At 48.4% G+C, this 23064-nt stretch carries 17 protein-coding genes; all 17 read left to right on the top strand.

The window, feature by feature from the left end; all coding sequences use genetic code 11:
- Positions 1 to 325: 325 nt before the first annotated feature.
- The 17 genes from FH749_07410 to FH749_07490 all read left to right on the top strand — a co-directional run bounded on the left by FH749_07410 (position 326) and on the right by FH749_07490 (position 23064).
- Positions 326 to 1990 (top strand): hypothetical protein, encoded by a 1665-nt coding sequence (locus FH749_07410; protein ID MTI95301.1) that lies wholly within the window; start codon positions 326 to 328, stop codon positions 1988 to 1990.
- A 95-nt stretch (positions 1991 to 2085) separates the two neighbouring features.
- On the top strand, positions 2086 to 2775 hold the full coding sequence (locus FH749_07415) for a class E sortase (GenBank protein MTI95302.1): 690 nt from the start codon (positions 2086 to 2088) through the stop codon (positions 2773 to 2775).
- The gene (locus tag FH749_07420) at positions 2750 to 3670 is read left to right on the top strand and encodes an RluA family pseudouridine synthase (protein ID MTI95303.1); all 921 of its coding nucleotides are present in this window, start codon (positions 2750 to 2752) and stop codon (positions 3668 to 3670) included. Before FH749_07415 ends, FH749_07420 begins: the two co-directional genes overlap by 26 nt.
- Before the next feature lie 21 nt (positions 3671 to 3691).
- On the top strand, positions 3692 to 5638 hold the full coding sequence (locus tag FH749_07425; protein ID MTI95304.1) for a hypothetical protein: 1947 nt from the start codon (positions 3692 to 3694) through the stop codon (positions 5636 to 5638).
- Positions 5639 to 5713: 75 nt separating this feature from the next.
- Entirely contained in the window at positions 5714 to 7105 is a 1392-nt protein-coding gene (locus FH749_07430) for a phosphoglucomutase/phosphomannomutase family protein (protein ID MTI95305.1), read from the top strand.
- A gap of 81 nt (positions 7106 to 7186) precedes the next feature.
- Entirely contained in the window at positions 7187 to 7906 is a 720-nt protein-coding gene (locus FH749_07435; GenBank protein MTI95306.1) for a zinc/iron permease, read from the top strand.
- A 59-nt stretch (positions 7907 to 7965) separates the two neighbouring features.
- On the top strand, positions 7966 to 9060 hold the full coding sequence (locus tag FH749_07440; protein MTI95307.1) for an undecaprenyl/decaprenyl-phosphate alpha-N-acetylglucosaminyl 1-phosphate transferase: 1095 nt from the start codon (positions 7966 to 7968) through the stop codon (positions 9058 to 9060).
- A gap of 18 nt (positions 9061 to 9078) precedes the next feature.
- Entirely contained in the window at positions 9079 to 10215 is a 1137-nt protein-coding gene (locus FH749_07445) for a glycosyltransferase family 2 protein (GenBank protein MTI95308.1), read from the top strand.
- Between the two features lie 77 nt (positions 10216 to 10292).
- Positions 10293 to 11186, top strand: a complete 894-nt coding sequence (locus tag FH749_07450; protein ID MTI95309.1) for a glycosyltransferase family 2 protein — start codon at positions 10293 to 10295, stop codon at positions 11184 to 11186.
- A gap of 19 nt (positions 11187 to 11205) precedes the next feature.
- Positions 11206 to 11919 carry a CDP-alcohol phosphatidyltransferase family protein gene (locus FH749_07455; protein ID MTI95310.1) on the top strand — a complete coding sequence of 238 codons (714 nt, stop codon included), beginning with the start codon at positions 11206 to 11208 and terminating at the stop codon, positions 11917 to 11919.
- A 28-nt stretch (positions 11920 to 11947) separates the two neighbouring features.
- Entirely contained in the window at positions 11948 to 12856 is a 909-nt protein-coding gene (locus FH749_07460) for an SDR family oxidoreductase (protein ID MTI95311.1), read from the top strand.
- Positions 12857 to 12881: 25 nt separating this feature from the next.
- Positions 12882 to 14126, top strand: coding sequence for a LicD family protein (locus FH749_07465; GenBank protein MTI95312.1), 1245 nt, complete (start codon positions 12882 to 12884; stop codon positions 14124 to 14126).
- Between the two features lie 27 nt (positions 14127 to 14153).
- Entirely contained in the window at positions 14154 to 15563 is a 1410-nt protein-coding gene (locus tag FH749_07470) for a LicD family protein (GenBank protein MTI95313.1), read from the top strand.
- 47 nt (positions 15564 to 15610) lie between these two features.
- Positions 15611 to 16021, top strand: coding sequence for an adenylyltransferase/cytidyltransferase family protein (locus FH749_07475; protein ID MTI95314.1), 411 nt, complete (start codon positions 15611 to 15613; stop codon positions 16019 to 16021).
- A gap of 26 nt (positions 16022 to 16047) precedes the next feature.
- Positions 16048 to 17331 (top strand): hypothetical protein, encoded by a 1284-nt coding sequence (locus FH749_07480; GenBank protein ID MTI95315.1) that lies wholly within the window; start codon positions 16048 to 16050, stop codon positions 17329 to 17331.
- Positions 17332 to 17380: 49 nt separating this feature from the next.
- The gene (locus FH749_07485; protein MTI95316.1) at positions 17381 to 20215 is read left to right on the top strand and encodes an ATP-grasp domain-containing protein; all 2835 of its coding nucleotides are present in this window, start codon (positions 17381 to 17383) and stop codon (positions 20213 to 20215) included.
- Complete coding sequence (locus tag FH749_07490) at positions 20212 to 23064, top strand: ATP-grasp domain-containing protein (GenBank protein MTI95317.1); 2853 nt, start codon at positions 20212 to 20214, stop codon at positions 23062 to 23064. Before FH749_07485 ends, FH749_07490 begins: the two co-directional genes overlap by 4 nt.

Raw genomic sequence — 23064 nt, forward strand, 5'->3', positions numbered from 1 at the left:
ACCCCTTATGCACCGATTATGTAGGAATAGCTCGATATTCCTAGGTATTACTTCAATTTCCGGGGTGCAAAATCCTGCCGTTAATGGAAGAAATTATAAGGGAAAAGGGACTTTCTGCAGTGGAATCACTAATATATAGCAAATAACATCCATTTTAATAAAATTTTTTTTATATTTAACAAGTTTAAGACAAGGCTTGTCACAGCTAGTTGTTAAAATAACACTGTGATCCTTGTTTTTGATTTTAACTCGGGTTTAAAAGGGGTGATTGATGAGATAGGAAGATGATTATTTGACAGTAAAAAATATTAAAGGAGGGTTTTTTGTGAAACGGTTTGGTATTCTGTTTGTTGTGGCAACAATGATTTTGGCTGCTTTTTCTTTTACTTTTGCCGTGGAAGAACCTGCAGAGGTTTGGGTAGGAGACGAATCAAAGCAAGAGTTGAATTTTGGTACAATCGCGGAAGCTATTGACGCAGTAAAAGATGGTGGGATTGTCAATGTTGTTGCTGGTGAATATGAAGAGAACATTGTTCTATCAAAATCCATTATTCTTGTTGGGCCTAATGCAGGAGTTGACCCCAATAGTGGAAACAGAGAAAACGAAGCAGTGCTCAAATCGGATAACGGGCATATCTTCAAAAATACTACAGACGAAATCGCCGTTACCATACAAGGGTTCACTTTTGAGGTAGGTGCAAACGACATTCGCTTTGTTTCTCAAACCAGCGGTAATGATACTGCGTGGACGATAGAGAATAATATTTTTGAAACAACAGATAAAAATTATGTCGTGAACGGTCATTTTTGGTTCACGGGTGGCTCCGGGCTTGTTCTCAAGTTCAACAACAACTATGTGTCTAACTATTTTTCCAATGGTTTAATGGTGGCCCGGGATGGGCAAATAGAAGTGATGAACAATGTTTGGGATGACTATTTAGGCTGGGCCTTAAACTTAAACAATGTTACTGGTGTAATCTCTGATAATGTTATTGAAGGTGCTATGGGTGGGGTCTTATTGGAGAACCCTGCAAATGACGTTGATATAATGGGCAATACTTTTACGGTTAGCGCCGACCCGGATTATGGTGGTGGCGTGGGACTAAATTTCTACCACCGTTTTGCAGGCACTGCCAATGTTATTGATAATCAGTTTGCCAATAATGCAATTGGTATAAATGTTCGGATCGAAAACGATGTTGAGCCGGATCTCGGTGATGTTGTTATCAGCGGTAATCATTTTGATGGCAACGAAAACGACATTGTTAATAATGCTAGCAGTTCAATTACTGCTCCGTTAAACTGGTGGGGAAGCGCGGATGAGCCTGTAGCTTTTGTTGGCGATGTTGATTATGCCCCCTGGGCCATCAGTGAAGACCTTACTACCTTCGCAACCCGCAAAGCCGTATCCAGCGCTGATGCTCCCGTAGAGCTTGAAGAAGACGTTAACTATATCAACATCAATGCCAACGACTTTGCTGACGAAGATGTTTTGACCCTCAAACAGAATGGAATGGAGCTTAACTTCCCGGTAAGCTTGTTGCCTGAAGGCGATGCTGAAATCACCATTACAAAGAAGGCTGCTGACGCTCCCGAAGGCTTCAAGCTTCTTGGTCAGGTGTACAGCTTCGTAATGAACGATGGCGCCAACACAGAGTTTGACGGTACATTCACTTTAGTCTTTACCTACGATCCAGACGAAGTGGACAACCCTGAAAATCTCGACATTTACTGGTTTAACAACGGAGAATGGGTGGCTCAGGGTGCTGTTGTTGACACAGACGCCAACACAGTCACTCTCGAACTCGATCATTGGAGCGACTTCGCCCTGATGGAAGAGGCTGCCGAAGAAGAGACCCCGGCTCCGATTGACGAAGATGATGACGATGAACTGGCAGAGACAGGTTCAAACATCATGTGGCTGATTCCCCTCGGCCTGATGTTGATTTATGCCAGCGCATTTGTTCTGCGCCGTCGGGTACTTGCATAAGTTTGTTTAGGGGCCAAACCTGGCCCCTTTTCTTATCACTTATACAACTAATATTTGTGTGAATTTATGGTATAATTAGCTGTGGGGGTGACTAAATGTCACGGTTTCAGAAATGGCGCGACATGCGCCACAAGACGAAAGTTAATATTGCAATTGGCCTCATTCTTGTAATTGGCGGTCTGGCTTTAGTCGGCTATCCTGCTTGGTTATGGGTGGAGGGTAAAATAGAGCAGTACCATTTGGAGCAGGCCTTCAATAATCCATCGATAGAGTTTCCCGATGAAGAATATGTTCGACCCCAGGTGCCTGGCAATGGCGACAATGATGACTATGTTGTCGACATACCGGAATGGACAGATTTTCCTCCCACAAAGGTGGTAATCCCCAAGCTGGATGTGGATGTAAATGTGGTGGCTGTAGATGATCTGGATATTTTCGCCCGACGGTTAAACCATCCCCCCGGCTACTACCCCACCAGCGCCTATCCCGGCCAGGTGGGCAATGTGACGATTGCCGGTCACCGGGACGGTCCCGCCGGTTATTTTCTCAGGGTAAATAACCTGGAGGCAGGGGATTTGGTCATTCTCGAAACTCCCGGCTACAGCTTCCGCTATGAAGTGGAGCGGGTGTGGATTGTTGAGCCCACAGACTGGAGCGTGGTTGCAGAAACAGACTACGCCGCTCTTACACTTACTACCTGCCAGCGGGTAGGCACCGATTCGTCTGCCAAGCGCCTGATTGTCCGGGCCAAATTAAAGGATGTGGTCCTCAATGACACAGAATAAGACATTGACCTGGACTGTAAGTCAGGATGAAGCCGGTGCCCAATTGCGCCGGCTTTTGTACAACAAATATGGCTTTTCCCGTCGCCAGTTAATCCGGCTTCGCAAGGAGGGGGTGGCCCAGGTAAACGGAAACCCGGTGTCGCTTACTGTCATCCTTGCCCAGGGTGACCGGGTGTATGTTGAGCTGCCGGAGCACCTTGCGCTGCCCGAGCCGGAGAACATCCCTCTCACTGTCCTCTACGAGGATGCGGAACTCACCGTTATCGATAAGCCCGCCGGCCTGGTGGTCCATCCCACCCGGGGCTACCCCAATGGCACTTTGCTCAACGGCCTTGCCTGGCGCTGGAGGGAGCAAGGGCGCCCCGGCCCGGTGCGTCTCGTTACCCGCTTGGATCGGGAGACCTCGGGCCTGGTTTTGGTGGCCGCCAATGCCTGGATGCATAACGCCCTGATAAATACACGAATAGACAAAGAGTATTTGGCTGTCACCCGGGGGGTGCCTTCCCCTCTTGAACGTACAATAGACGTGCCCCTGGGCCGAGTGCCTGACTTCCCCGGCCGGGGAGTGACGGCGGATGGCAAGCCCAGTCGCAGTCATTACCGGGTAGAATCGGTGGCCGGAGAGCTTGCGCTCGTGCGCCTCTGGCCGGAAACCGGCCGCACCCACCAGCTGCGCCTGCACATGGCACATATCGGCTGCCCGATTGTAGACGATTATCTCTATGGCCAGGAAGAAGGGCTAGTAGGTAGAGTCGCCCTTCACGCCTGCCACCTGACATTTAAGCACCCGGTAAGCGGCAGAGATTTGGAGTTTTCGTCACCCTTGCCAAAAGATATGGGGAAATTTTTTCCCGGCAGGGAAAATTCAGCCATGCGAAGAATTAATACCCTATAACTTTGGGCAAAGGGTGATGCAATGAAGAAGGGTATATTAATCACGCAAATTGTCGCAGGCGTCCTGGTCGTCAGCGTTGGCCTGACCATTGTCTTGGGAAGTGGTTTTGGCGGCTCTGCAACTGCACCCGAAAGCTACTCCAGTTTGGATCAGAATTTAATAACATATTACTCTTGGCGCGATGCCCTTAATGCACCGCCAACCATCGAGATCAGCACGCCGACTGATTGGCAGCTGCTCTTTGGCGGCATTGCCTCGGCTGCGCCAAAAGCGCCGTCGGTTCCAGTACTGGTGGAGCAGCCAGAGCCTGAGCCGGAACCACCGCCGCCACCACCGCGGAAGCGGACACTGCCTCCCGACACTTCTCCGGGCGAGGAGCCGGATTCCCGGCAGGATACACCCCCCAAAGAGGAGGCAACTCCACCACCTTCCTCTGGCAGCGGGCGTGAATTTGCCCGGGACTTTCCCCCAGATAATATTGAAGAGCCCGAGGACAGCCTAACCGGAAAGCGGGTTGTGATGTCCGCCAACACCAGCATGCGTGCGGAGCCCGGCGCCGGCGAGACTCGGCGCTACCCCTATGCCGGTTATGTAACCGAGGTCTTGGCAGATAACGGCGAGTACGTGTGGATTCGCTTTGGCAGCCGGGGCGGCTGGGTGCCTAAGGAAGATGTCTCAACCACCAGCCGCAGCGAGGATTACTACCGAGTTGCCTGGCAGTGGATTAGCGGCCGGGACACCAGTTGGCTGCAGCAGCGGCCGCAGAACTCCGGCTATAACGTGTATGCCCCGGTTATGTACTATGTCCGTGGCTCTCTGGGCTCAAGCTCCAATTATACTTACATCATGAGCGGCGCCAACTTTACCAACAACATCAAGTTTGCCCGGGAGCGGGGCTACCAGGTCTGGCTGACCTTCCAGCATTTCAGCACTTCACCGGGACTGGGCAGCGCATCTTCCCGCAAGGCCAAGATTGACGAGATCATCGGCCGCGCCCTGGAGCACGATGTCGACGGCATTAATATCGATTACGAAGCTCTGGGCAGCAGCAACCGCAGCGATTTTACCAAGTTCATCAGTGAAATGTACGTGGAGGCGAAAAAGTATGACTTAATCCTTTCGGTGGATGTGGTCCGCCCTGCTTCTGGTGTCTATGGCGAGTCCTACGATCGGCCTGCCCTTGCCAAAAACTCCGATTACCTGGTTTTGATGGCCTATGACCAGCACTGGGGTTCCAGCCCCACTCCCGGTTCGGTGGCCACCTTGGCCTGGACCGAGAGCGCCATTCAGGCCATGCTCAACCAGGGTGTGCCTGCAAGCAAGCTGATTCTGGGCATTCCCTTCTACAGTCGCAACTGGCGGGTGGAGCGGCCAACAATTACCCCCGAAGAAGATTCGGTGGTCACCACCGACGGTGTGAACATTCGCACCGAACCGTCCACCCGGGGCGGCAGCAGCACCGTAGAGTTTACGGCTTCCCGCTACTCGGTGTTCAAGTACTTGGATGAGGTTACACAAATCGGTGGCAGCGCTACCTGGTATAAAATTGAACATGAGGGGAAGGAACTCTACGTCCACAGCGATTATGCCCAGTTCGTAGCTGCAGGCGAAACCTTCACCGCTGGCAGCCTCAGCACCATCAGTTCGTACGCCATCCATCTGGAAGTCGGTCTGGAGATTCTTAAGAATTATGACCCGGAAACCAAGACCAGCCATTTTGAGTCCTTTGCCGGCACGCATCGGCCAATGACCGATGTGGAGATTACCAAGAATCATTCCTCAGGTCAGACTTTAATCACCTATTATGACCCCGATGGCATCTATAACATGATCTGGATGGAAAACTGGGACTCCCTTCGGGCCCGGCGTAAGTTGATGGAGAAATACAAGCTTCCTGGCCTTGCCGCTTGGAGCTTGGAGTGGATGGATAACAATCGGCAGGCATGGAACCAATTAATAAAAAATTAACATTACAGAGGGCTTCTGCCCTCATTTTTTTCTGCCAATTGTGGTATAATTTGACGGAAAGAAAGGGGTGTATGTATGCAGATAAAATTTGGGACCGACGGCTGGCGCGGCATCATCGCCGAGGACTTTACTTTTGGCAACTTGCGCCGGGTTTCAGCCGCCGTTACCGAGTATTTGCATCAGCAAGATCTGGCCCGTAAAGGGCTTGTAATCGGCTACGACACGAGATTCTTGGCCGAACAATTTGCCGAGACTGTGGCCGCTCACCTGACTGCCCGGGGCATCCCGGTGTACATGGCCAAGGCCGCAACGCCAACTCCGGTAATCGCCCATTCTATCCTGGACAAAAAAGCGGCCGGCGCTGTGATGCTCACCGCCAGCCACAATCCCCCGGAATACAACGGCTTTAAGTTTATCCCCGAATATGCGGGACCGGCGACTCCGGATATTACCGACGCCATCACCGCCCTGATTCCCGAAACAGCTGAACCAGTAAAAATCAACCGGGACCTGATAACCGAATTCGATCCTGCTCCGGCTTACAAGCAGTTCCTCGCACAGCAGGTAGATTTCGCTAAATTGAAAAAGATTACAAATAAAATTATAGTGAACCCAATGCACGGCGCCGGCGTCGGATATATGGAAGCAATTTTAGCTGACCTGGGATTGGACATAGATGTTCAGCGGAACTGGCGCGATCCCCTATTTGGCGGCATAATGCCCGAGCCAAAGCCTGAGTTGCTTACAGACCTTCGCGAGGCAGTCGTGGCAGCACAAGGTCTTGGCCTGGCACTGGATGGCGATGGCGACCGCTTTGGCATCATCGACAGCGCCGGTAAATATTTGCTGCCCAACCAAGTGCTTTGTCTGCTGGCCAATTACCTGCTCACCCAGCGGGGGATTAAGGGCCCGCTGGCCAGGACTGTTTCCACAACAACCATGTTGGACCGGATTGCCAAAAAGCATGGTGTCGAGATTATTGAGACGCCAGTGGGTTTTAAATTCCAGGCGGAAGCGATGCGCAAACAAGGAGCAATCCTCGCCGGCGAAGAATCCGGTGGGCTCTCGATTGCCGGTCACATTCCCGAAAAGGACGGTATCCTTGCTTGCCTGTTGATGGCCGAGATCACTGTCCACTACGGCAAGCCTCTGAGCGAGCTGATGGATGAGCTTTATGACGAATATGGCAAGCTCTACACCCGGCGACTGGATTTCCGCACCGATGCAGACAAAAAACAAGCGATCTTGAAACAACTTGAAGCATTTAAACCTGAGACCATAGGCGAAGCAAGGGTTACTGACATTGTCCGGATTGATGGCTGGAAATACCTGCTGGATGATGGCAGTTGGCTGCTGGTTCGCGCCTCCGGCACTGAAGCGGTGTTTCGGATTTACTGCGAAACCGATTCGGAAGCAAAGCTGGATACTCTGCAGCACGCGCTTGCCAAAGAGCTGGAATTAGAGTAACTTTTATTACCAAAAAAATCGGCAGGAATAGTTGCCGACACGCTTGAATACTAGATAGTAACCCAGTTGGAGGGGAGATTTATGGAAATAGTACTAATCAGCGCGCTCGCCGGTCTTGCTACCGGTCTGGGAGCTGTGATAATATTCATCTTTGGACAGCCTTCTAAGCGACTACTGTCCGGAATGTTAGGATTTGCCGCTGGCATTATGTTGGCAATCTCCGCCTTTGACCTTTTGCCGGAAGCTGTAGAGCTTGGCAGTGTCACCGGCGCTGTCCTCGGTTTTCTGGCCGGTGTGGCCCTGATGATGGGCCTCGACCTTCTGGTCCCCCACTTGCATATTGGCTCCGGGGAGCAGGAAGGTGGCGATCCGGAGATGGTCAAGGTTGGCTACTTCATCTTCCTCGGCATCGCTCTGCATAACCTGCCCGAGGGCCTGGCGATTGGCGCCGGCTACTCGGCAGATTTACGCCTGGGCGCGGCGATTGCTCTCGCCCTGGCCTTGCATAACGTGCCTGAAGGCATGGCAACTGCCATGCCACTAGTTGCCGGCGGAGTCGGCAAGTGGAAGGTAATTGGCCTCACAACTCTGGCCGGCCTGATGACTCCGGTTGGCACTTTGCTTGGCAAGGTTGTTTTTGCCGCCGGCTCCGGCCTAGTGGCTGCGGCCCTGGCCTTTGCTGCCGGCGCCATGGTCTATATTGTTAGTGATGAACTGATTCCCCAGTCCCATAGATTCCACAGCCACTGGGCCAACATCGGGTTGGTGGCCGGATTCGTCCTGGGCTTTGTAATAGCATAGTTACATTTCCTATGAACAGTTCGCAAGCCCTGCCTCAGGGCTGAAAGGCGGTGCTCCCATTGCAAGAAATAATCGTATTCATTACCGCAGCTGCGTTTAGCTCCCTGTTGGCACCGGCTACCATTAGATGCGCAACCAAGTGGTCCTTCATGGATAAACCAGGGGCACGGAAAATTCATGTCGCTCCCAAACCCTGTCTGGGTGGAGCGGTGATTTTCCTGTCCTTTCTCACGACAACGCTGTTTTTCATTCCCCTGAGTCCCAAAGTGCTAATCATCCTCGGGGGAGCGGTCTTTTATTTTATCCTCGGGCTGGCCGACGATCGGCAAAGTTTGCCGGCTGGCATGAAGTTTGTCGCCGAAATTATTGTCTCGACAATTATTGTCCTTCTGGGCATTAAATATGGCTACCTGCTTTCTAATCCCTTCGGACAGCTGGGGGCTAGCTTCGTCTGGCTCAGCGTGCCCTTTTATGTGTTTTGGATTGTCGGTATCGCTAACGCCGTCAACCTGATTGATGGCCTCGATGCCCTGGCCTCCGGCGTGGTGCTGATTGCATGTTTTGTCCTTAGTATTTCGGCGCTGCTTATTCCGGTAATCAGCCTCAACCCGTTGCTTTTGGCGATAATGGGCAGTCTTATCGGCTACATTCGCTTTAATCTCTATCCGTCTAAAATCATCATGGGCGATAACGGCAGTTTATTCCTTGGGTATCTGGTGGCGATTATCTCCCTTGTGTCCTATGTGAATGTAGACCGCTCAATTTTTCTCTCAATCATCCCCCCGGCCATGGCCTTATTTGTACCAATCCTCGATACGACTTTGGCTGTTATTCGTCGGGGCCTAAACGGCAGAAAAATATTCTCGCCCGACCAAAACCATCTTCATCATCATCTGCTAAAGAACTATTCCCACCCCCGGGCGGTACACATAATCTGGATTCTTAGTTTTTCCTTTGGCATGATTTCGGTGCTGCTCAGTTATTTGATTGAAAAGCAGGTCTATATTGCCCTCACGGTATTGGCAATTGTCTGCGTCTGGTCATTGTTCAGTGCCCGTCAAATGGGGCTCTTCCGGCATAAGGTTGAGAAGTTGCCCACCCAGGCCGCTATGGACACTGTCGCCATCAGCCGGGAGAAAGAATCAAGTGCATAGTTTGGAAGGTATGATGCAATGATTTATCTGTTTTGGACCAGTGTTGCCCTCTTACTCCTGACTTATTTGGGCTATCCATTGCTGTTGTCACTGGCGGCGGCAATAAAAAAGACGACACGTTTTGGGGCAGCAACAGAGCTGCCCTCTGTTGCATTAATCATCTCGGCTTATAACGAAGAAAAGGTAATAGCCGACAAACTAAAAAACAGCCTTGCTTTGGACTATCCCCCGGACAAGCTGCAGATAATTGTTGTCTCCGATGGCTCCACCGACGCGACCAACGAAATTGTGCGCTCCTTCGAAGATAAGAACGTAAAACTTATAGTCGTCCAGGGGCGTGGCGGCAAGACCCATGCCCTGAATGAGGTCCTGCCGACTTTGACCACCCAAGTTGTCGTATTCAGCGATGCCAACTCGATGTACCACTCCAATGCAATAAAAAGGCTTACTGATCATTTCAACGACCCCAAGGTGGGGGCGGTATGTGGCGAGCTGGTGCTAACAGATAGCGAGAATGGCACCGCCAAGTCCGAGGGGCTTTACTGGCGCTATGAACAAATGCTTAAAAAATTGGAGAGCAAAATCGGCCGCCTCACCACTTTCAACGGCGCCATCTACGCGCTCCGTCGAGAACTCCACAAACCGATGTTTCCCGGCGCCGCCAATGACTTCCAACATGCATTGCAGCTGGCAGCAAGAAAGCATAAGAGCGTCTACGAACCCAATGCCCAGGCGTATGAAGAAAGTGGCGATAACAATCAGGTTGAGTTTAGGCGCCGGGTGCGCATTATTGCCCGGGGCTGGTACGGCCTCACTGCCAACATCGCCGTACTCAATCCCTTCAATGTCGGTTTCTTCACCGTTCAGATTATCTGCCACAAGCTGCTGCGTTGGCTGGGGCCCGTATTCATGCTCCTTGCATTTATAAGTAACATCTTTTTGCTTGATATGCCACTGTACCAACTGGCTTTCATTGCCCAGGCAATTTTCTATTTGCTGGCGATCCTGGGCAAACACTTAACCGTAAAACCCATGGCCTTTGCTCATTACTTTTGCCTGATTAACTGGGCGGCTTTGCTCGGGTTTATCCGCTTCTTGCGGCGTCAAGACGCTTCGGTCTGGGTGCCCACCACCCACAGTCAGAAAGAAAGCTAAGAGCTGGACAAGCTGAAAAACTTGGAATTTTATGTTATATTATTCAAGGAAAAACACCACGGAGAGCGGTGAAATCTATGCGCGTCAGTTATTTAATCCTCACCTACAACCGCAAACATGATCTTCAGCGCTGCCTGGACAGTGTCATCAATCAGAATTGGGACGACTTGGAGATTGTTGTTGTGGACAATAACTCTGAAGATGGTACCGACCAAATGGTGACAAATAAATATCCCCAGGTCCAATACGTCCGGGTGGACTATAACAGCGGCGTCTGTCAGGGCCGGAACATCGGCTTCGAGGCGGCTACCGGAGATGTCATTGTCGTTATTGACGATGACGGCGAGCTGCCCGATAATAATGTTACCGAAGCGATAGCAAAAGGCTTTCAAGAACACCCGCAAATGGGTATAATGGCACTAAAGGTTTTAAATCCAGCCGACCCAGCCACCCGGCGGGTAATTCCCAGCACCGACAAGTCCATTGCCGATTTGCAAACCGATATGGAAGTAGCGTATTTTCTCGGTGGCGGCGTAGCAATACGCCGTGAGGTTTTGGACGCGGTCGGCACGTACCCCGCCGCTTATTTTTATTCCATGGAGGAATTGGATCTCTCCTACCGCCTGGCCAAAACCCAGTGGCGCATTCGCTATTTCCCCCAGATTACGGTCTTGCATCACGAGTCGGTGGGCCAGCGCCCCTCCTGGCGCCGGTACTACTACGACTACCGCAACCGTATCTGGCTTACAACCAGCTTTCTCCCTCTGCGTTATCTTGTCGTCAACTTGGGTCTATGGGGAGTGAAACTGGGATTAGGGGCCTTGCGCCATGGGCACTTTAAGAGCTTTCTCAAGGGGGCCCGGGACGGCGTTAAGGGGCTATCTCCCTACAAGCAAAGACGAAAACAATTGAAACTTAAACCGCAAGAAGTTAAGCGGATTCGTAATTTAAGCGGACGTTTGTATTACTAACCAGAAAGGGGTGGACTAGATGCAGCAGATATTCCAGCGCATTGAACAGGGTTATGCCGGCAAACGAGCCGGATTGCTATACACACGCTATGTGTCCCGGAAATTTGCCATGCTCTTTACCGCCCTGTTTTTTAAGTTAAATATCTCTCCCAACATTGTCACCGTCCTTTCGGCGGTCTTTGCCCTATCCGGAGCTGGCGTTCTGTTTTTGCCAGTGGGCAGTGTGTCTTCTGCAATAATTATGCTCATTTTTTTGCAAGTCTCATATGCCCTGGATTCAGCCGATGGCCAACTGGCACGGCTGTTGGACAAACCGTCCCCGATAGGCGCTTGGTTCGACCTGCTCATGGACAGGATTACCGGTTTTTTGGTAACCGCTGCTTTGTTATACTGGTATTGGGAGCAGGACATGTTCTCCGGTTTTCCGCAATTTTACGGCATTTTTGTTTTTGTCATGTTTGCAAATCTAACGTTTTCATATGCCACCAATCTGAAAGGTCTGGTCATCAAAGCCAAACCTGGCCCGGGCAAATCATCTCTGCTTAAGGAGCTGGTGTTGGCCCCTTCAGATACCGGTATATTCTATCTCATCTTGACACTGACTGTTCTGATTACCAATTATCTACCAGTACTTATCTACAGTGTTTATAAGTTCCTGCTCTTACTCACGGTAATTGGGCGTACTTTGTCGGCACCTGAGCAGATGGACAGGACAGAACAATCAGCTTCTTAGCTGTAAGCCTGGGGACGGAGGTGGAGTTGTGGACAACTGTTTGGTAACCGGCGGGGCCGGATTCATTGGCTCCCATCTTGTTGATGCTCTAATTGACCAGGGATACAAGGTTGTCTGCGTTGACGATCTGTCCCATGGCAAAGAAGAGAATATCAATCCCAAGGCGAAGTTTCATAAACTGGACATTCGCAGTCCCGAACTCATACAGCTAATCAAACAGAGCAATATCCGCTATGTTTTCCACACCGCTGCCCAAGTTGACGTGCAGACTTCGCTCCGTGAACCCGTGGAGGATGCCGGAGTCAATATAATTGGCACGTTGAACTTGCTGGAGGCGTGTCGCAGTGCAGATGTAAAGAAAGTAATCTATTCATCTTCAGCGGCTGTTTACGGTGAGCCGCAATACCTGCCCATTGATGAAGAGCACCCCGTCAACCCCTGTTCGGGGTACGGGGTCAGTAAATATTCAGCCGAGCTTTACCTACGGCTGTACCAGCAGCAGTATGGTCTGGACTTCACAATCCTTCGTTATGCCAATGTCTACGGTCCCCGACAGGACGCCACTGCAGACGGGGGCGTGGTGGCTATCTTCAGCGACCTTCTGGCCAAAAGGCAGTCGCCGGTAATCTATGGTGACGGCGAACAAACCCGGGACTTCATCTACGTCGGGGATGTGGTCAACGCCAACTTGGCTGCTATGCAAAGAGCAGGAGGACAAGTACTGAATGTCAGCACCGGTCAGGCCACATCTATCAACACGCTCTGTGCCTTACTTTTAGAACTAACGGGCCAGGATTGTCGCCCGGTTAATGAGGCGCCAAAGCCTGGCGATATCCGGCATAATTATCTCAGTGTAAACAAAGCGGCGCACGCATTGGACTGGCAACCCCGTTATAGCTTGCAAGCCGGTCTTCGTCAAGCAGTTAAAGTGGATTAAACAGAGGAAGTTTGGAGTGATTGCCGTGGAGGCGAAGAAGATTCAAAAACCATTGCATAGAAAACTGATTGACAGCACCTTGCATCGGAAGCAAGAACTACAATTCTTGGTCAATAACGTCCTCAGCAAAGTGCATATCTCAAGCGTTGAAGATCCACTGTTTAATTGTAAACTTACTGCGGGCAAGGCGGTCCAGCCCAAGTTTTCCGCTGCCTTTGTCATTGTGCCGCGTTCGATGGGCATAACGATTAAAGGTCATATGGAGCTTGATGAGTCTGCGGGCCGACCCGACTCAATTGAAGTGAAATTAGATGGAAAGACAATCCGCAAAGAGCAGCTGGTGTTCAAGAATAATCGCGCTAGTTTCGCGTTTCCTATTAAACGCCCTACCTTGGCCCATTTCCCTAAATCTTCGGAGCTCCAGGTTGTTACTTCCCTGGGGGATATAATTCCCTGGAAAAACTCGGATCGTGTATGCCTGGAGTACCCCAGCGGAACTGGTCAAATCCACCAGCTTATCGAGGAGCGTGGTCTACTGGATAAGAAGGGGTTTATCAGGTTGTCTGCTGAAGAGCTTAAAGAGCGACAGAACGAATATTTAAAGCTCTATGAAAAGGTCCGGGCGGTGTTTGACAAAGACGTTGGCAGGCCGCTGTTCATTATTTATGGCACACTCCTTGGCATGTACCGGGATGGCGATTTTATTCCCGGTGATGATGATTTTGATGTTGGCTACATTTCCAAGGCCCAGGACCCTCTGTCCGTAAAAAAAGAGGTGGAGGAAATAATCTTCACCTTGATGCGCTCTGGGTTTACGATTGTCTTTAATCGCCGTGGAAAACCGTTCCGAATTCGGGAAACGGGTGGCGACCCGGAAATTCACCTGGATGTAAGACCAGTCTGGTATCAAGATGGTCATGTCTGGGCCCATAAACAAGCCTGTATGCCCCTTAAGCTAGAGGGGTTTGAGAATATAGTTGAAGCTCAGTTGCGAGAAACCAAAGTTTATATCCCACAAGATACCGAAGGGTTCTTGCGCGCATATTACGGCGAGGGCTGGAAAACGCCTGATCCCAGCTTTTCGAATTCCAGCACCGCTGTTCCCGATCATGTGCGGCAGAATCTAAAAGCGAACTGTTTTAGCCCTTCAGAGCTGCTAAAACTCAAAAGGTTGGTTGAAAGAGAGAGAGCCCAAAATCCAAATATGGGCGAATTAATCGCTATCGGGCTGATGGATTTGTACCCGTTAAGTGATTATGAAATAAGCTAGGTTTTTTTGTTGGAAGGAGGTCGCCCAATGCCCAAACAATCAAGTATTCCACACGCAGTGTCAAGTGGTATAAAAAATCAGTCCCGGATATTACTTGGCTATTTCTCAAACAACCCGGTGTGGGCCATGCGAGCGGCTGAGAATTACCTTGAAGCAGGTAATAAATCAAAAGCAAAACACTTTTATCAAAAAGCTTTGGAGAGGGTTAATAACTCCCGAGATACAGTTGTCTTGGAAAAGCGCCATGAACTACAGTTTCGTATTTGCCATGGTCTGTATCAACTCGGCGTCGAAGTTGCGGATGATCCTTTGTTTAAATGCCGTGTTCGCCCCTGTAAATCTAGCGCCGGAAAACCAGCAGGACGTTATTGGACAGCAATGCGCCCGTTTGGCTTAAAAATGAAGGGTGAAGTGGCGTTGGAAGGGGCAGCATGCGCCCGCCCAGAGACAATAGATATATTTTTGGACGGAAATCTAATCCGCAAAGAACGCCTATATTTTCAGCAAAACCGGGCATCTTTTTCGTTCATGCTAAAACGTTCCACTCTAGCCCATTTGCCAGAGCAGAGCGAAATGGTCCTGAAAACTTCAACAGGTGATCACTTGTTGGACAACTACCATAAAACAAATAAACTGCTTATTGAAATGCCAGGTGGCACGGGAAAAATTTATGAAATTTTAAACCAGAATCTACTCTGTAAAAAAGGATTTTTCCCTTTATCTGCTGAAGAAATTAACCAACGTCAAGATGCGTATTTAAAACTCTATGAAAAAGCACGTGCAGTGTTCGATGATATGCTTGAGCGCCCGCTGTTTCTGATGTATGGAACTTTGCTCGGGCTCTATCGAGATGGGGATTTCATCCCTGGAGATGACGACTTTGATGTGGGCTATGTTTCAGAACATCGGGATCCTGTTAGTGCCAAGGAAGAAGCTGAAAAGCTTATGATTGCCCTTATCAAGGCTGGGTTTACTGTGGCTATTAACTTGAGGGGTAAGCCGTTTCGCCTTCGGGATAAGGATGGTGATCCCAATATACATCTCGACGTACGGCCAATATGGTACCAAGACGGAAGGGTTTGGGCTCATAAACAGGCGTGTTTGCCACTGCAGCTAGATGACTTCAAACAAGTAGATACAAAGTTTTTGCGAGATACTGAGGTCTATATCCCCTCGGGCACAGAGGCCTTTTTGAGGTCTTACTACGGGGAAAACTGGAAAACTCCTGACCCAGGCTTTTCAAACTCCAGCGTCTCGGTGCCTGTAAAAGTGATGAAGAATCTTCAACGAAATTGCTTTAATCCGGTTGAACTATTGAAACTCAAGGAGTCAATAGACAAAGAGCGGAGTTTAAATCCGGAAATGGGTGAGTTTATCGCGGTAGGCCTGCAGAGTCTATATCCATTAAGTGAGTTCGCTAATAAATGTGGCCTTTAGATATGCTTTCATAGCGCTCGCATAACTCTTAAAATGGAGGAATTGGAATGAAAAAAATTGGCTACACCACCGGGGTTTTTGATCTATTCCATATCGGACATCTAAATATCTTGCGGCGAGCAAAGATGAACTGCGACTACTTAATTGTCGGAGTTACCACTGATGAATTGAGCGAACAAAGAAAGAAAAAACGCCCGATAATTCCTTTCGATGAGCGGATGGAAATTGTTCAGAGCATCAAGTTCGTTGATGAAGTTGTGCCCCAAGTTCATATGGACAAATTTGAGGCGTGGAAAAAACTTAAATTCAATGTAATGTTTGTTGGTGATGACTGGAAGGGAACACCGAAATGGATCCAGTTAGAAAAGGATTTCAGTCAAGTTGGAGTTGAAATTATCTATTTCCCCTATACGCAACACACGTCGAGCACCAAATTAAGACTGGTCTTAGGGATTTAGTTTTTATTTAGCAAGGGGGGACAAGAGTGAAAAAAACAATTCGTGACCTCAAAATCCCAAACATCCTCTTTTGGGGGATTTTGCGGCGGCCTAAAAGTAATGCCGATCGAATTCACCGGTCATTTGTAATTTACTTCTGGAAAAATTCCAAAGGAATAAAAGTGCGCATTAAAGGTCTAATGTTATTTTTGTTGTCCCCCTTAGCAATTACTAGACGGATTAACAAACAAGTAAGTGAGCTGGGTAAGAAGGCCAGAGCCTTAGCGGGTAAATCAATTCTTCGCCAATGGCTGGAGCAATTCTACCTGGCATATTTTTATTCTATTACGCCTAAAACCTACTATCTGCAGGAGTTTTATCTTGCTGATGGATTGGCAAGGGCGCGGAATTATGTGAATCGAGACGCCATGAAGCAAGGAGTTTATGTGCTGATAAAAGAATACCTCTCTTCTCAACCCAGTAATCCAAAAACTCCTCCATTATCGGATAAGCTGAGTGTATCCCAATTCTTGCTTCAGAATGAACTTATGGCTATTCCTGTATTATTGGTAGTTAATGAAAACGGCTCGTTTTTGGACAACCAAAACAACCCCACAGATAAACTGCCACAAGCGGATATGTTCTGTAAGCCAAGGAATTCCAAGGGCGGAAAAGATGCTGAAGTATGGTACTGGCTGAGCGATGACAGTTACAAAAACCCACTAGGGGAGGTCCTCTCTAGCCAAGAACTCAAACAGAGATTTATCAATTATGCTCACAAGCATAGCTCGTATATTATTCAACCCCTGGTTTTGCCGCATCCTGACTTGCAGGATTTTCGGATTCACGCTACACCGTCTCTGCGGATTATTTCCTATTTAAAAGGCACAGAAGTAAAGATTGACAGCGTGCGTTTCAAGTTTTCCCTGGATAATAATTCTGTCGTTGACAATACCCATGCCGGAGGCGTATCTGTTCCAATTGATCTTGATACAGGTGAAATGACCACTGCTGTAGAGAGCAGGTTAACCGGGATGAATGCTCGTTGGGATCGACATGAGTTGCTAAACGGTCCAATCAAGGGGCGCAAGCTCCCGTATATGGACGAGACAATCGATTTAGTTAAACGAGCACACACTCTCTTCCCCAGTGACATTATCATTGGCTGGGATGTTGTTATCTCTAAGGAAGGTCCAATTATTATCGAAGGTAATAATCAGCCTGACTCAACCTTTCCCCAGAGGGCTTACCTAATGCCTTATGGATGCAAGGAGATTGGTCAAGTAATTGCTGATTATGCAGAGAAAGCAATAACTGAAATGTATCAGTAGCAACATCTTGGAACCTTGGTAAAAATACAGTTCTTCTGGGGGGCGCACTGTGTTCAGTAAGGTTAACCTGATTCGCGTGCTAAAATTTTTATATTATAAGCTTTTATGTAAGTTGCTCCATCCCTCTGGTCCGGGTTTGGATCCCTATCGGGCTGCACCTGTCAAACGATGGTTTACTTCGTTGCTTTCCCGCAACAACAAAGCTGCGGTTAGTTTAATTGTTTCCGGAAAGCATGTCGGCTCGGGATATCGTTCCTGGATTGGACGAAAAGCTCGGATTAATGGTGTTGAGTGTTGGGCCATAAAACGGGGAAAACAGGCCGAAATCCTTTTGCTCGGCGATAGCCCGGCAATTGAAACCGTAATCAGGTTTGCCTGGCGAGGCCCAGATAAATCAATAATTGAGAATATAAAATGTTGGTGGTTTAATAAACCCACCAGTTACACAAAAAAAGCAGACACAGGGCATACCTTATGGCAGCAAGATACGATTGCCCAATTTATGCATACTTTGCAATATCTCAGTCCCTTACTGGAAAAACCCAACAGGTTTGATGTCAGCAGGGAGGTCAGTGATGCCAGCGAAGTACGCAGAGCAGCCCTAGCTAGGGGGCTGTTCGTTAAGCGGATGGGCAAGCTTAACTATCTAATGACCCCTGCAAAGGTAGAGGGCGTTCAAAAATCACAGCCATCCCGAGTTTCAACTTTAATTCGCTCCCTTTCTTGCCATAAACACCTGACCAAGCTACACTTGGCTAAGCATAATCTGCCTGTTCCTAACGGGAGAGTGTTAACTGAATTAGATGAAGCAAGGGAATACTTTCGTGCTTGTCGCTGTCCAATGGTTGTAAAGCCACTCTCGGGTTCTCACGGGCGTGGAATCACTGTAAATGTAGAGACTGATGATGTTTTGGAAATTGCCTGGGATTATGCAAAGAAGTTTCACGACGAGGTAATTCTGGAAGAGTTCGTTAAAGGCGTTGATGTCCGTGTACTCGTTGTCGGTGGTAAAGCCCAGGCAGCGTTGTTCAGAGTGCCTGCCAACGTCATCGGCGACGGCAAACACACCATTGAAGCTTTGATAGAAAAGAAAAACAAGGTCAGATTACTCAATCCAAGGATGCGGAAAGCATTGATTATCCCGGACAGTTATACAGAAGAATTTCTTGACCGGCAAGGATATTCGCTACGCTCGGTGCCCAAGTCAGGCCAGATAGTGTTTTTGCATTTGAAGGCAAACATTGAGGCAGGAGGAGACAGCATCAGCCTGTTGGGATATATTCATCCTGACCTCATGTCCCTGGCGGAAGAGGCAGCTGCATCATTTGGCACCGATGATTATTGGGGCATTGACCTATTGGTTGAGCGGATAGATTTGCCTCGGAGTCAACAAAATTGCAAAATAGTCGAGGTTAACTCCAGAGCAAACATCTTCAACGTACAGTTTCCCATGTATGGAGAACCTGCTGATGTAGCTCAAGTTCTCGTAGACCACCTTGCAGGCGACACCACCGATTATCCCCAGCAGACGGTGCAAGTCAAAGTTACGGGAGCACTGACATCGGAATTTTTTCACTGGGCCGAGAGAGGCTTCATTGAACTTTCTCTACAGGGAGACATAGAGAAAGTCGGTGCGCATGCGCTAATCAATCTGCATGGCCCCCACAATTTCTTGCTTCAGTACATTGATAACTTGATGGGTTGGCGTGATCAGAAGGCTTGGGTAGATGGTGTCCAAATTCTCGGTAACAAGGCTGAGAAAGTAATGAGGGAAGCTATTTCGAAGAGCAAACCTAGCGTTTCCAACGTGCAGAAAAATCACACTGACCTGGATGAATGGTTATTTATCAATGAATTTGAGTCTATGGGGTATGAGGCTGAAGTCCTCCCCGAAAACTTAATAAAGCTCCAAAAAGATGGCGCTATCGGTATAACAGCAACGCGCTTTAGCTCAAAGTTCTGCGATAAATTATGTGCCTATTGGTATCACGGGAAAAAAGTGCTCGCTTTGAATGGAATACCCGTTCCACGTGGCGTGCACTTTAAGTGGACTGAATGGAGCAAGGCAGTGAGATATCTGAAGCAATTCCCTGAGCACTGTGTGGTTTCGGATCTAAATCCCGCTGGTGTACGGAAAGAAAAAATAACTGAAGAAAATCACCTTAAGGCCTTCTGGGATAGGGCCCAAAAGACCGGCACTAACTATATGCTATTTGAGGAAGATTTGATAGGAGACGAAGTTGCTATAACAGTAGTTGCCGGAAAGGCCGTTTCTGCACTTGCGATTAAACCGGTTAGCATAACGGGGGATGGCGAGAAAACAGTCGCACAACTGATAGCAGATAAAAATGTTGCACGTTCATCCAATCCATTTTATCGAAGCAAGCTGCTTTCCCTTGAAGACAGGGAAATAAATCGGATGTTAAAGTTGGCAGAAGTGAATCCAGCTGACGTTCCTAGTCCTGGGCAGATGGTATATTTAGAAGACCGAGTCAAGTTGCATCTTGGCGGAGAAACCGAAAATGTGACCAATTCTTTGCATAGCGACTTTTTCTTTTTTGCAGTCCAGGCAGTTCAGGCAATCCCCGGCTTGAAAGCCGCCACTGTCCACATGATTGTATCTCAGCCTTGTGAACCGGCAGTAGAACAAAGATGGGTTGTAATTCAAGTTAATACCAGTCCCTCTATTGCCATGTTCCATTATCCGTGGCAAGGCGAAGGATACAACCTGGTTGGCCAGATAGTTAATGATTTATGTCTAAAGGAACAAATTAAGTGGATTGAAGAGTCCGTTAATCTAAGTCCGGGGGATCAATCATTGGCATGCAATAATGACTTAAAAGCCAGTAACCAAGAAGAGCTGGGGGAGGGAGGTTTAGAGTGATTACAAAAAATGTTGTCCGGCGCGCCGCAAAAGTTAACTATTATCGAATCCTCTGTAAATTGTTGGACCCCAAAAACCGGGGTCTAGACCCCTATGAAGATTCTCCGCTGAAACGCAGATTGACTGATATGATGCCTGGGAGAAAAAACTCAGCAGTTTATTTGAAGATAACTGGGGAAGTTACAGGAATAGGTTATGCCGGTTGGCTCTGGCGTAAAGCGCGTGTCCGGGATTTAGACTGCAAAGTATATGAAAACAGTGATGGCACCGTTGAGGCAGTTATTATTGGCAATGGTGAGGATATTGAAGCGGTAGTTTTGTCGGCCTGGAAAGGGTCAAGACGGGCAAAGGTGTCGCACATTAGTGAACATTGGTTTAACAAGCCTGTCAAGTCTGGTGTTGTGGAAATCAAGGAGGAAAAGCAAGTCTCTTGGTCCCAGGGAACAGCAGATTGTATAATCAATACCCTTGACCACATTAAATCAATTACCGGAACACCAAACGAATACCCGGATTTTAATAAATTAGTGGGAACCGATGAACTGGTCAGAGTTGCTGAGGAGCGCAACGTCTTTTATATTCGCAACACTCGGAAAGAAGTATTTTTTGTGTCACCGACTAAAACCATTGGGTTGCAGAGGTCCCAGACAACGCGTGTGCCTTCAATGATACATTCTCTTACTGATCATAAGCAGCTAACCAAAGATTTTTTGCAACAATATGGGCTGCCGGTTCCAGAGGGTAAGGTCTTTACTGACTTAAAACAAGCGAAAGCGTATCTGGCTGAGATGAATCGTCCAATGGTTGTCAAACCGGCGGCGGGATTAAACGGATCAGGCGTTACTGTCGATGTCCGTACTGAAGAAGCTTTGGAGACTGCCTGGCAGTATGCCAAGCTGTTCCACGAGCGTGTTGTCTTGGAAGAATTGGTCCAGGGCGTTGATATCAGGGTTGTTGTGATTGGTGGCACCGCACGGGCTGCGCTGCTACGGGTGCCTGCTAACGTCACTGGGGATGGGTGCAAAACGATCGAGCAGTTAGTTGAGGAGAAAAATAAATTGAGACTCGGCAACCCAAGACTCAGTAAGAATTTGATTATTGCGGACGCCTATTCCGACAGTTATTTGGAGCGTCAGGGGCACTCATGGGAGAGCGTCCCGAAAAAAGGTGAAGTGGTTTTCCTTCACCTCAAGGCCAACATTTGCAAAGGTGCAGATAGTATTAGCGTGACGGATTTTATTCACCCAGACCTAATGCGCCTGGCTGAAGAGGCCGCTGCTGCTTTTGGCATCAACGACTATTGGGGTATTGACTTGCTGGCCGAAAGTCTTGACTTGCCCCGGGATCAACAACAATGCGCAATAATTGAACTCAATTCCACTGCCAATATCGAAAACGTTATTTATCCGCTCTATGGGCCTTCATTTGATTCAGCCAAGAGCTTTATCGACCACTTGTTTCCTGAAGATACCAAAGATTCATCTTATCCTGTAGAAAGCTTGTATGTTGAGGTTGCCGGCTTACTCAACGAGGAGTTCACTCGTTGGGTTATTGATTATGCCAGAGAGTTATCACTTCGCTGCTTCCTCAGGACAGGTGAGAATAGCGCAGATATAATTATTTCTGGTTATCGCCATCATGTTTTCAACTTCTTGGACAAACTGTGGGAATGGAGAAGCAACGATAATGGCATATTCCAGGAAGTGGTTGACGGTTTTCAGGTTCATGAGTATCAGGGGAATATCGATAGCGATGATTCTGCATTCATTTCTAAGCCGATTAGGCTTCATAATTATGAGGCTATCCAGAAAACGGGTCTGCACACTACCGAATATCCTGTCAATCACTATGATTCTGCACACACTGAAGGTGGCCTAAATGAACTCAACACCAAGCTGTTTACTGAAGAATTTTCTCGCCGTGGATTTGATGCCCTTCCTGTATATGAGGACTTGCTGAAAATTAGTAATGGCGATTCTGATGGAATAACAGCGATGCGTTATAGCTCTCTCTTTTGTGACCGTATTTGCGCAAGGTTATATCCCGCGAAAAAGATATTAGCGCTGCACAAGTTACCGGTTGCGCGTGGTGTTAGGCTCACCGTGAGCAAAAAAAAGAAGGCCCTGGACTATATGCAGCGCATAGCTAAACCCTGCGTAGTCACAGGGTTACATCCGGTTGAGTATAGAGCATATAAAATAACAAATGAAGAAGACCTGTTTTTCGCTTGGAAGAAGGAGAAAAAGCGTGGCACAAAAGCCATGCTCTTTGAGGAATTTGTAGAAGGGTTTACTGTTGATATTGCCGTTACCGCCGACAAATTTTCTGGAGCACTGGTAGTTGAGCCAACAAGCTTATTTGGTGACGGTAAGTCAACAATTAAGCAACTAATCGAAGAAAGAAACGAGTTACGAAAGCAAAATCCTTGGTATGCCGTTAAGTCTATCGAAATAAAAAATGGTCTCTTGAGAGTATTGGAGTCTCAGGGCAAGCAAGTTTCAGATATTCTTCAACACGGGGAAAAAATACACGTTGAGTCTGATGTGGACTTGGAGTTTGGTGGCGAGACAGTTAACATCTCAGGGATTCTGCATGAAGATTTCAAACAAAAGGCTGTACAAGCCGTTGCAGCTATACCAGGACTGGAGTTTGCCATTGTCCAGATGCGGATTCCGTATCCTGATTTGCCGGCCGAGAGTCAGAAATGGGTTATCAACAAGATTGACACTAATCCGCAGGTGGCAATGTTCCACTTCCCTTGGCGCGGTCAACCCGTAAATTTAACAGGAAGGGTTGTTGCAGAACTATGTTTATCGGATCGAGCAAGATGGGTAGAGAAGGGGAACTGA

It is taken from the genome of Bacillota bacterium (assembly GCA_009711825.1).
Taxonomy (GTDB): Bacteria; Bacillota; Proteinivoracia; order UBA4975; family VEMY01; genus VEMY01.

Excerpts from the sequence above, each read along its gene's own strand:
- FH749_07415 (MTI95302.1), top strand. The coding sequence starts at position 2,086 with ATGTCACGGTTTCAGAAATGGCGCGACATGCGCCACAAGACGAAAGTT.
- FH749_07420 (MTI95303.1), top strand. The coding sequence starts at position 2,750 with ATGTGGTCCTCAATGACACAGAATAAGACATTGACCTGGACTGTAAGT.
- FH749_07425 (MTI95304.1), top strand. The coding sequence starts at position 3,692 with ATGAAGAAGGGTATATTAATCACGCAAATTGTCGCAGGCGTCCTGGTC.
- FH749_07430 (MTI95305.1), top strand. The coding sequence starts at position 5,714 with ATGCAGATAAAATTTGGGACCGACGGCTGGCGCGGCATCATCGCCGAG.
- FH749_07435 (MTI95306.1), top strand. The coding sequence starts at position 7,187 with ATGGAAATAGTACTAATCAGCGCGCTCGCCGGTCTTGCTACCGGTCTG.
- FH749_07445 (MTI95308.1), top strand. The coding sequence starts at position 9,079 with ATGATTTATCTGTTTTGGACCAGTGTTGCCCTCTTACTCCTGACTTAT.
- FH749_07450 (MTI95309.1), top strand. The coding sequence starts at position 10,293 with ATGCGCGTCAGTTATTTAATCCTCACCTACAACCGCAAACATGATCTT.
- FH749_07455 (MTI95310.1), top strand. The coding sequence starts at position 11,206 with ATGCAGCAGATATTCCAGCGCATTGAACAGGGTTATGCCGGCAAACGA.
- FH749_07470 (MTI95313.1), top strand. The coding sequence starts at position 14,154 with ATGCCCAAACAATCAAGTATTCCACACGCAGTGTCAAGTGGTATAAAA.
- FH749_07475 (MTI95314.1), top strand. The coding sequence starts at position 15,611 with ATGAAAAAAATTGGCTACACCACCGGGGTTTTTGATCTATTCCATATC.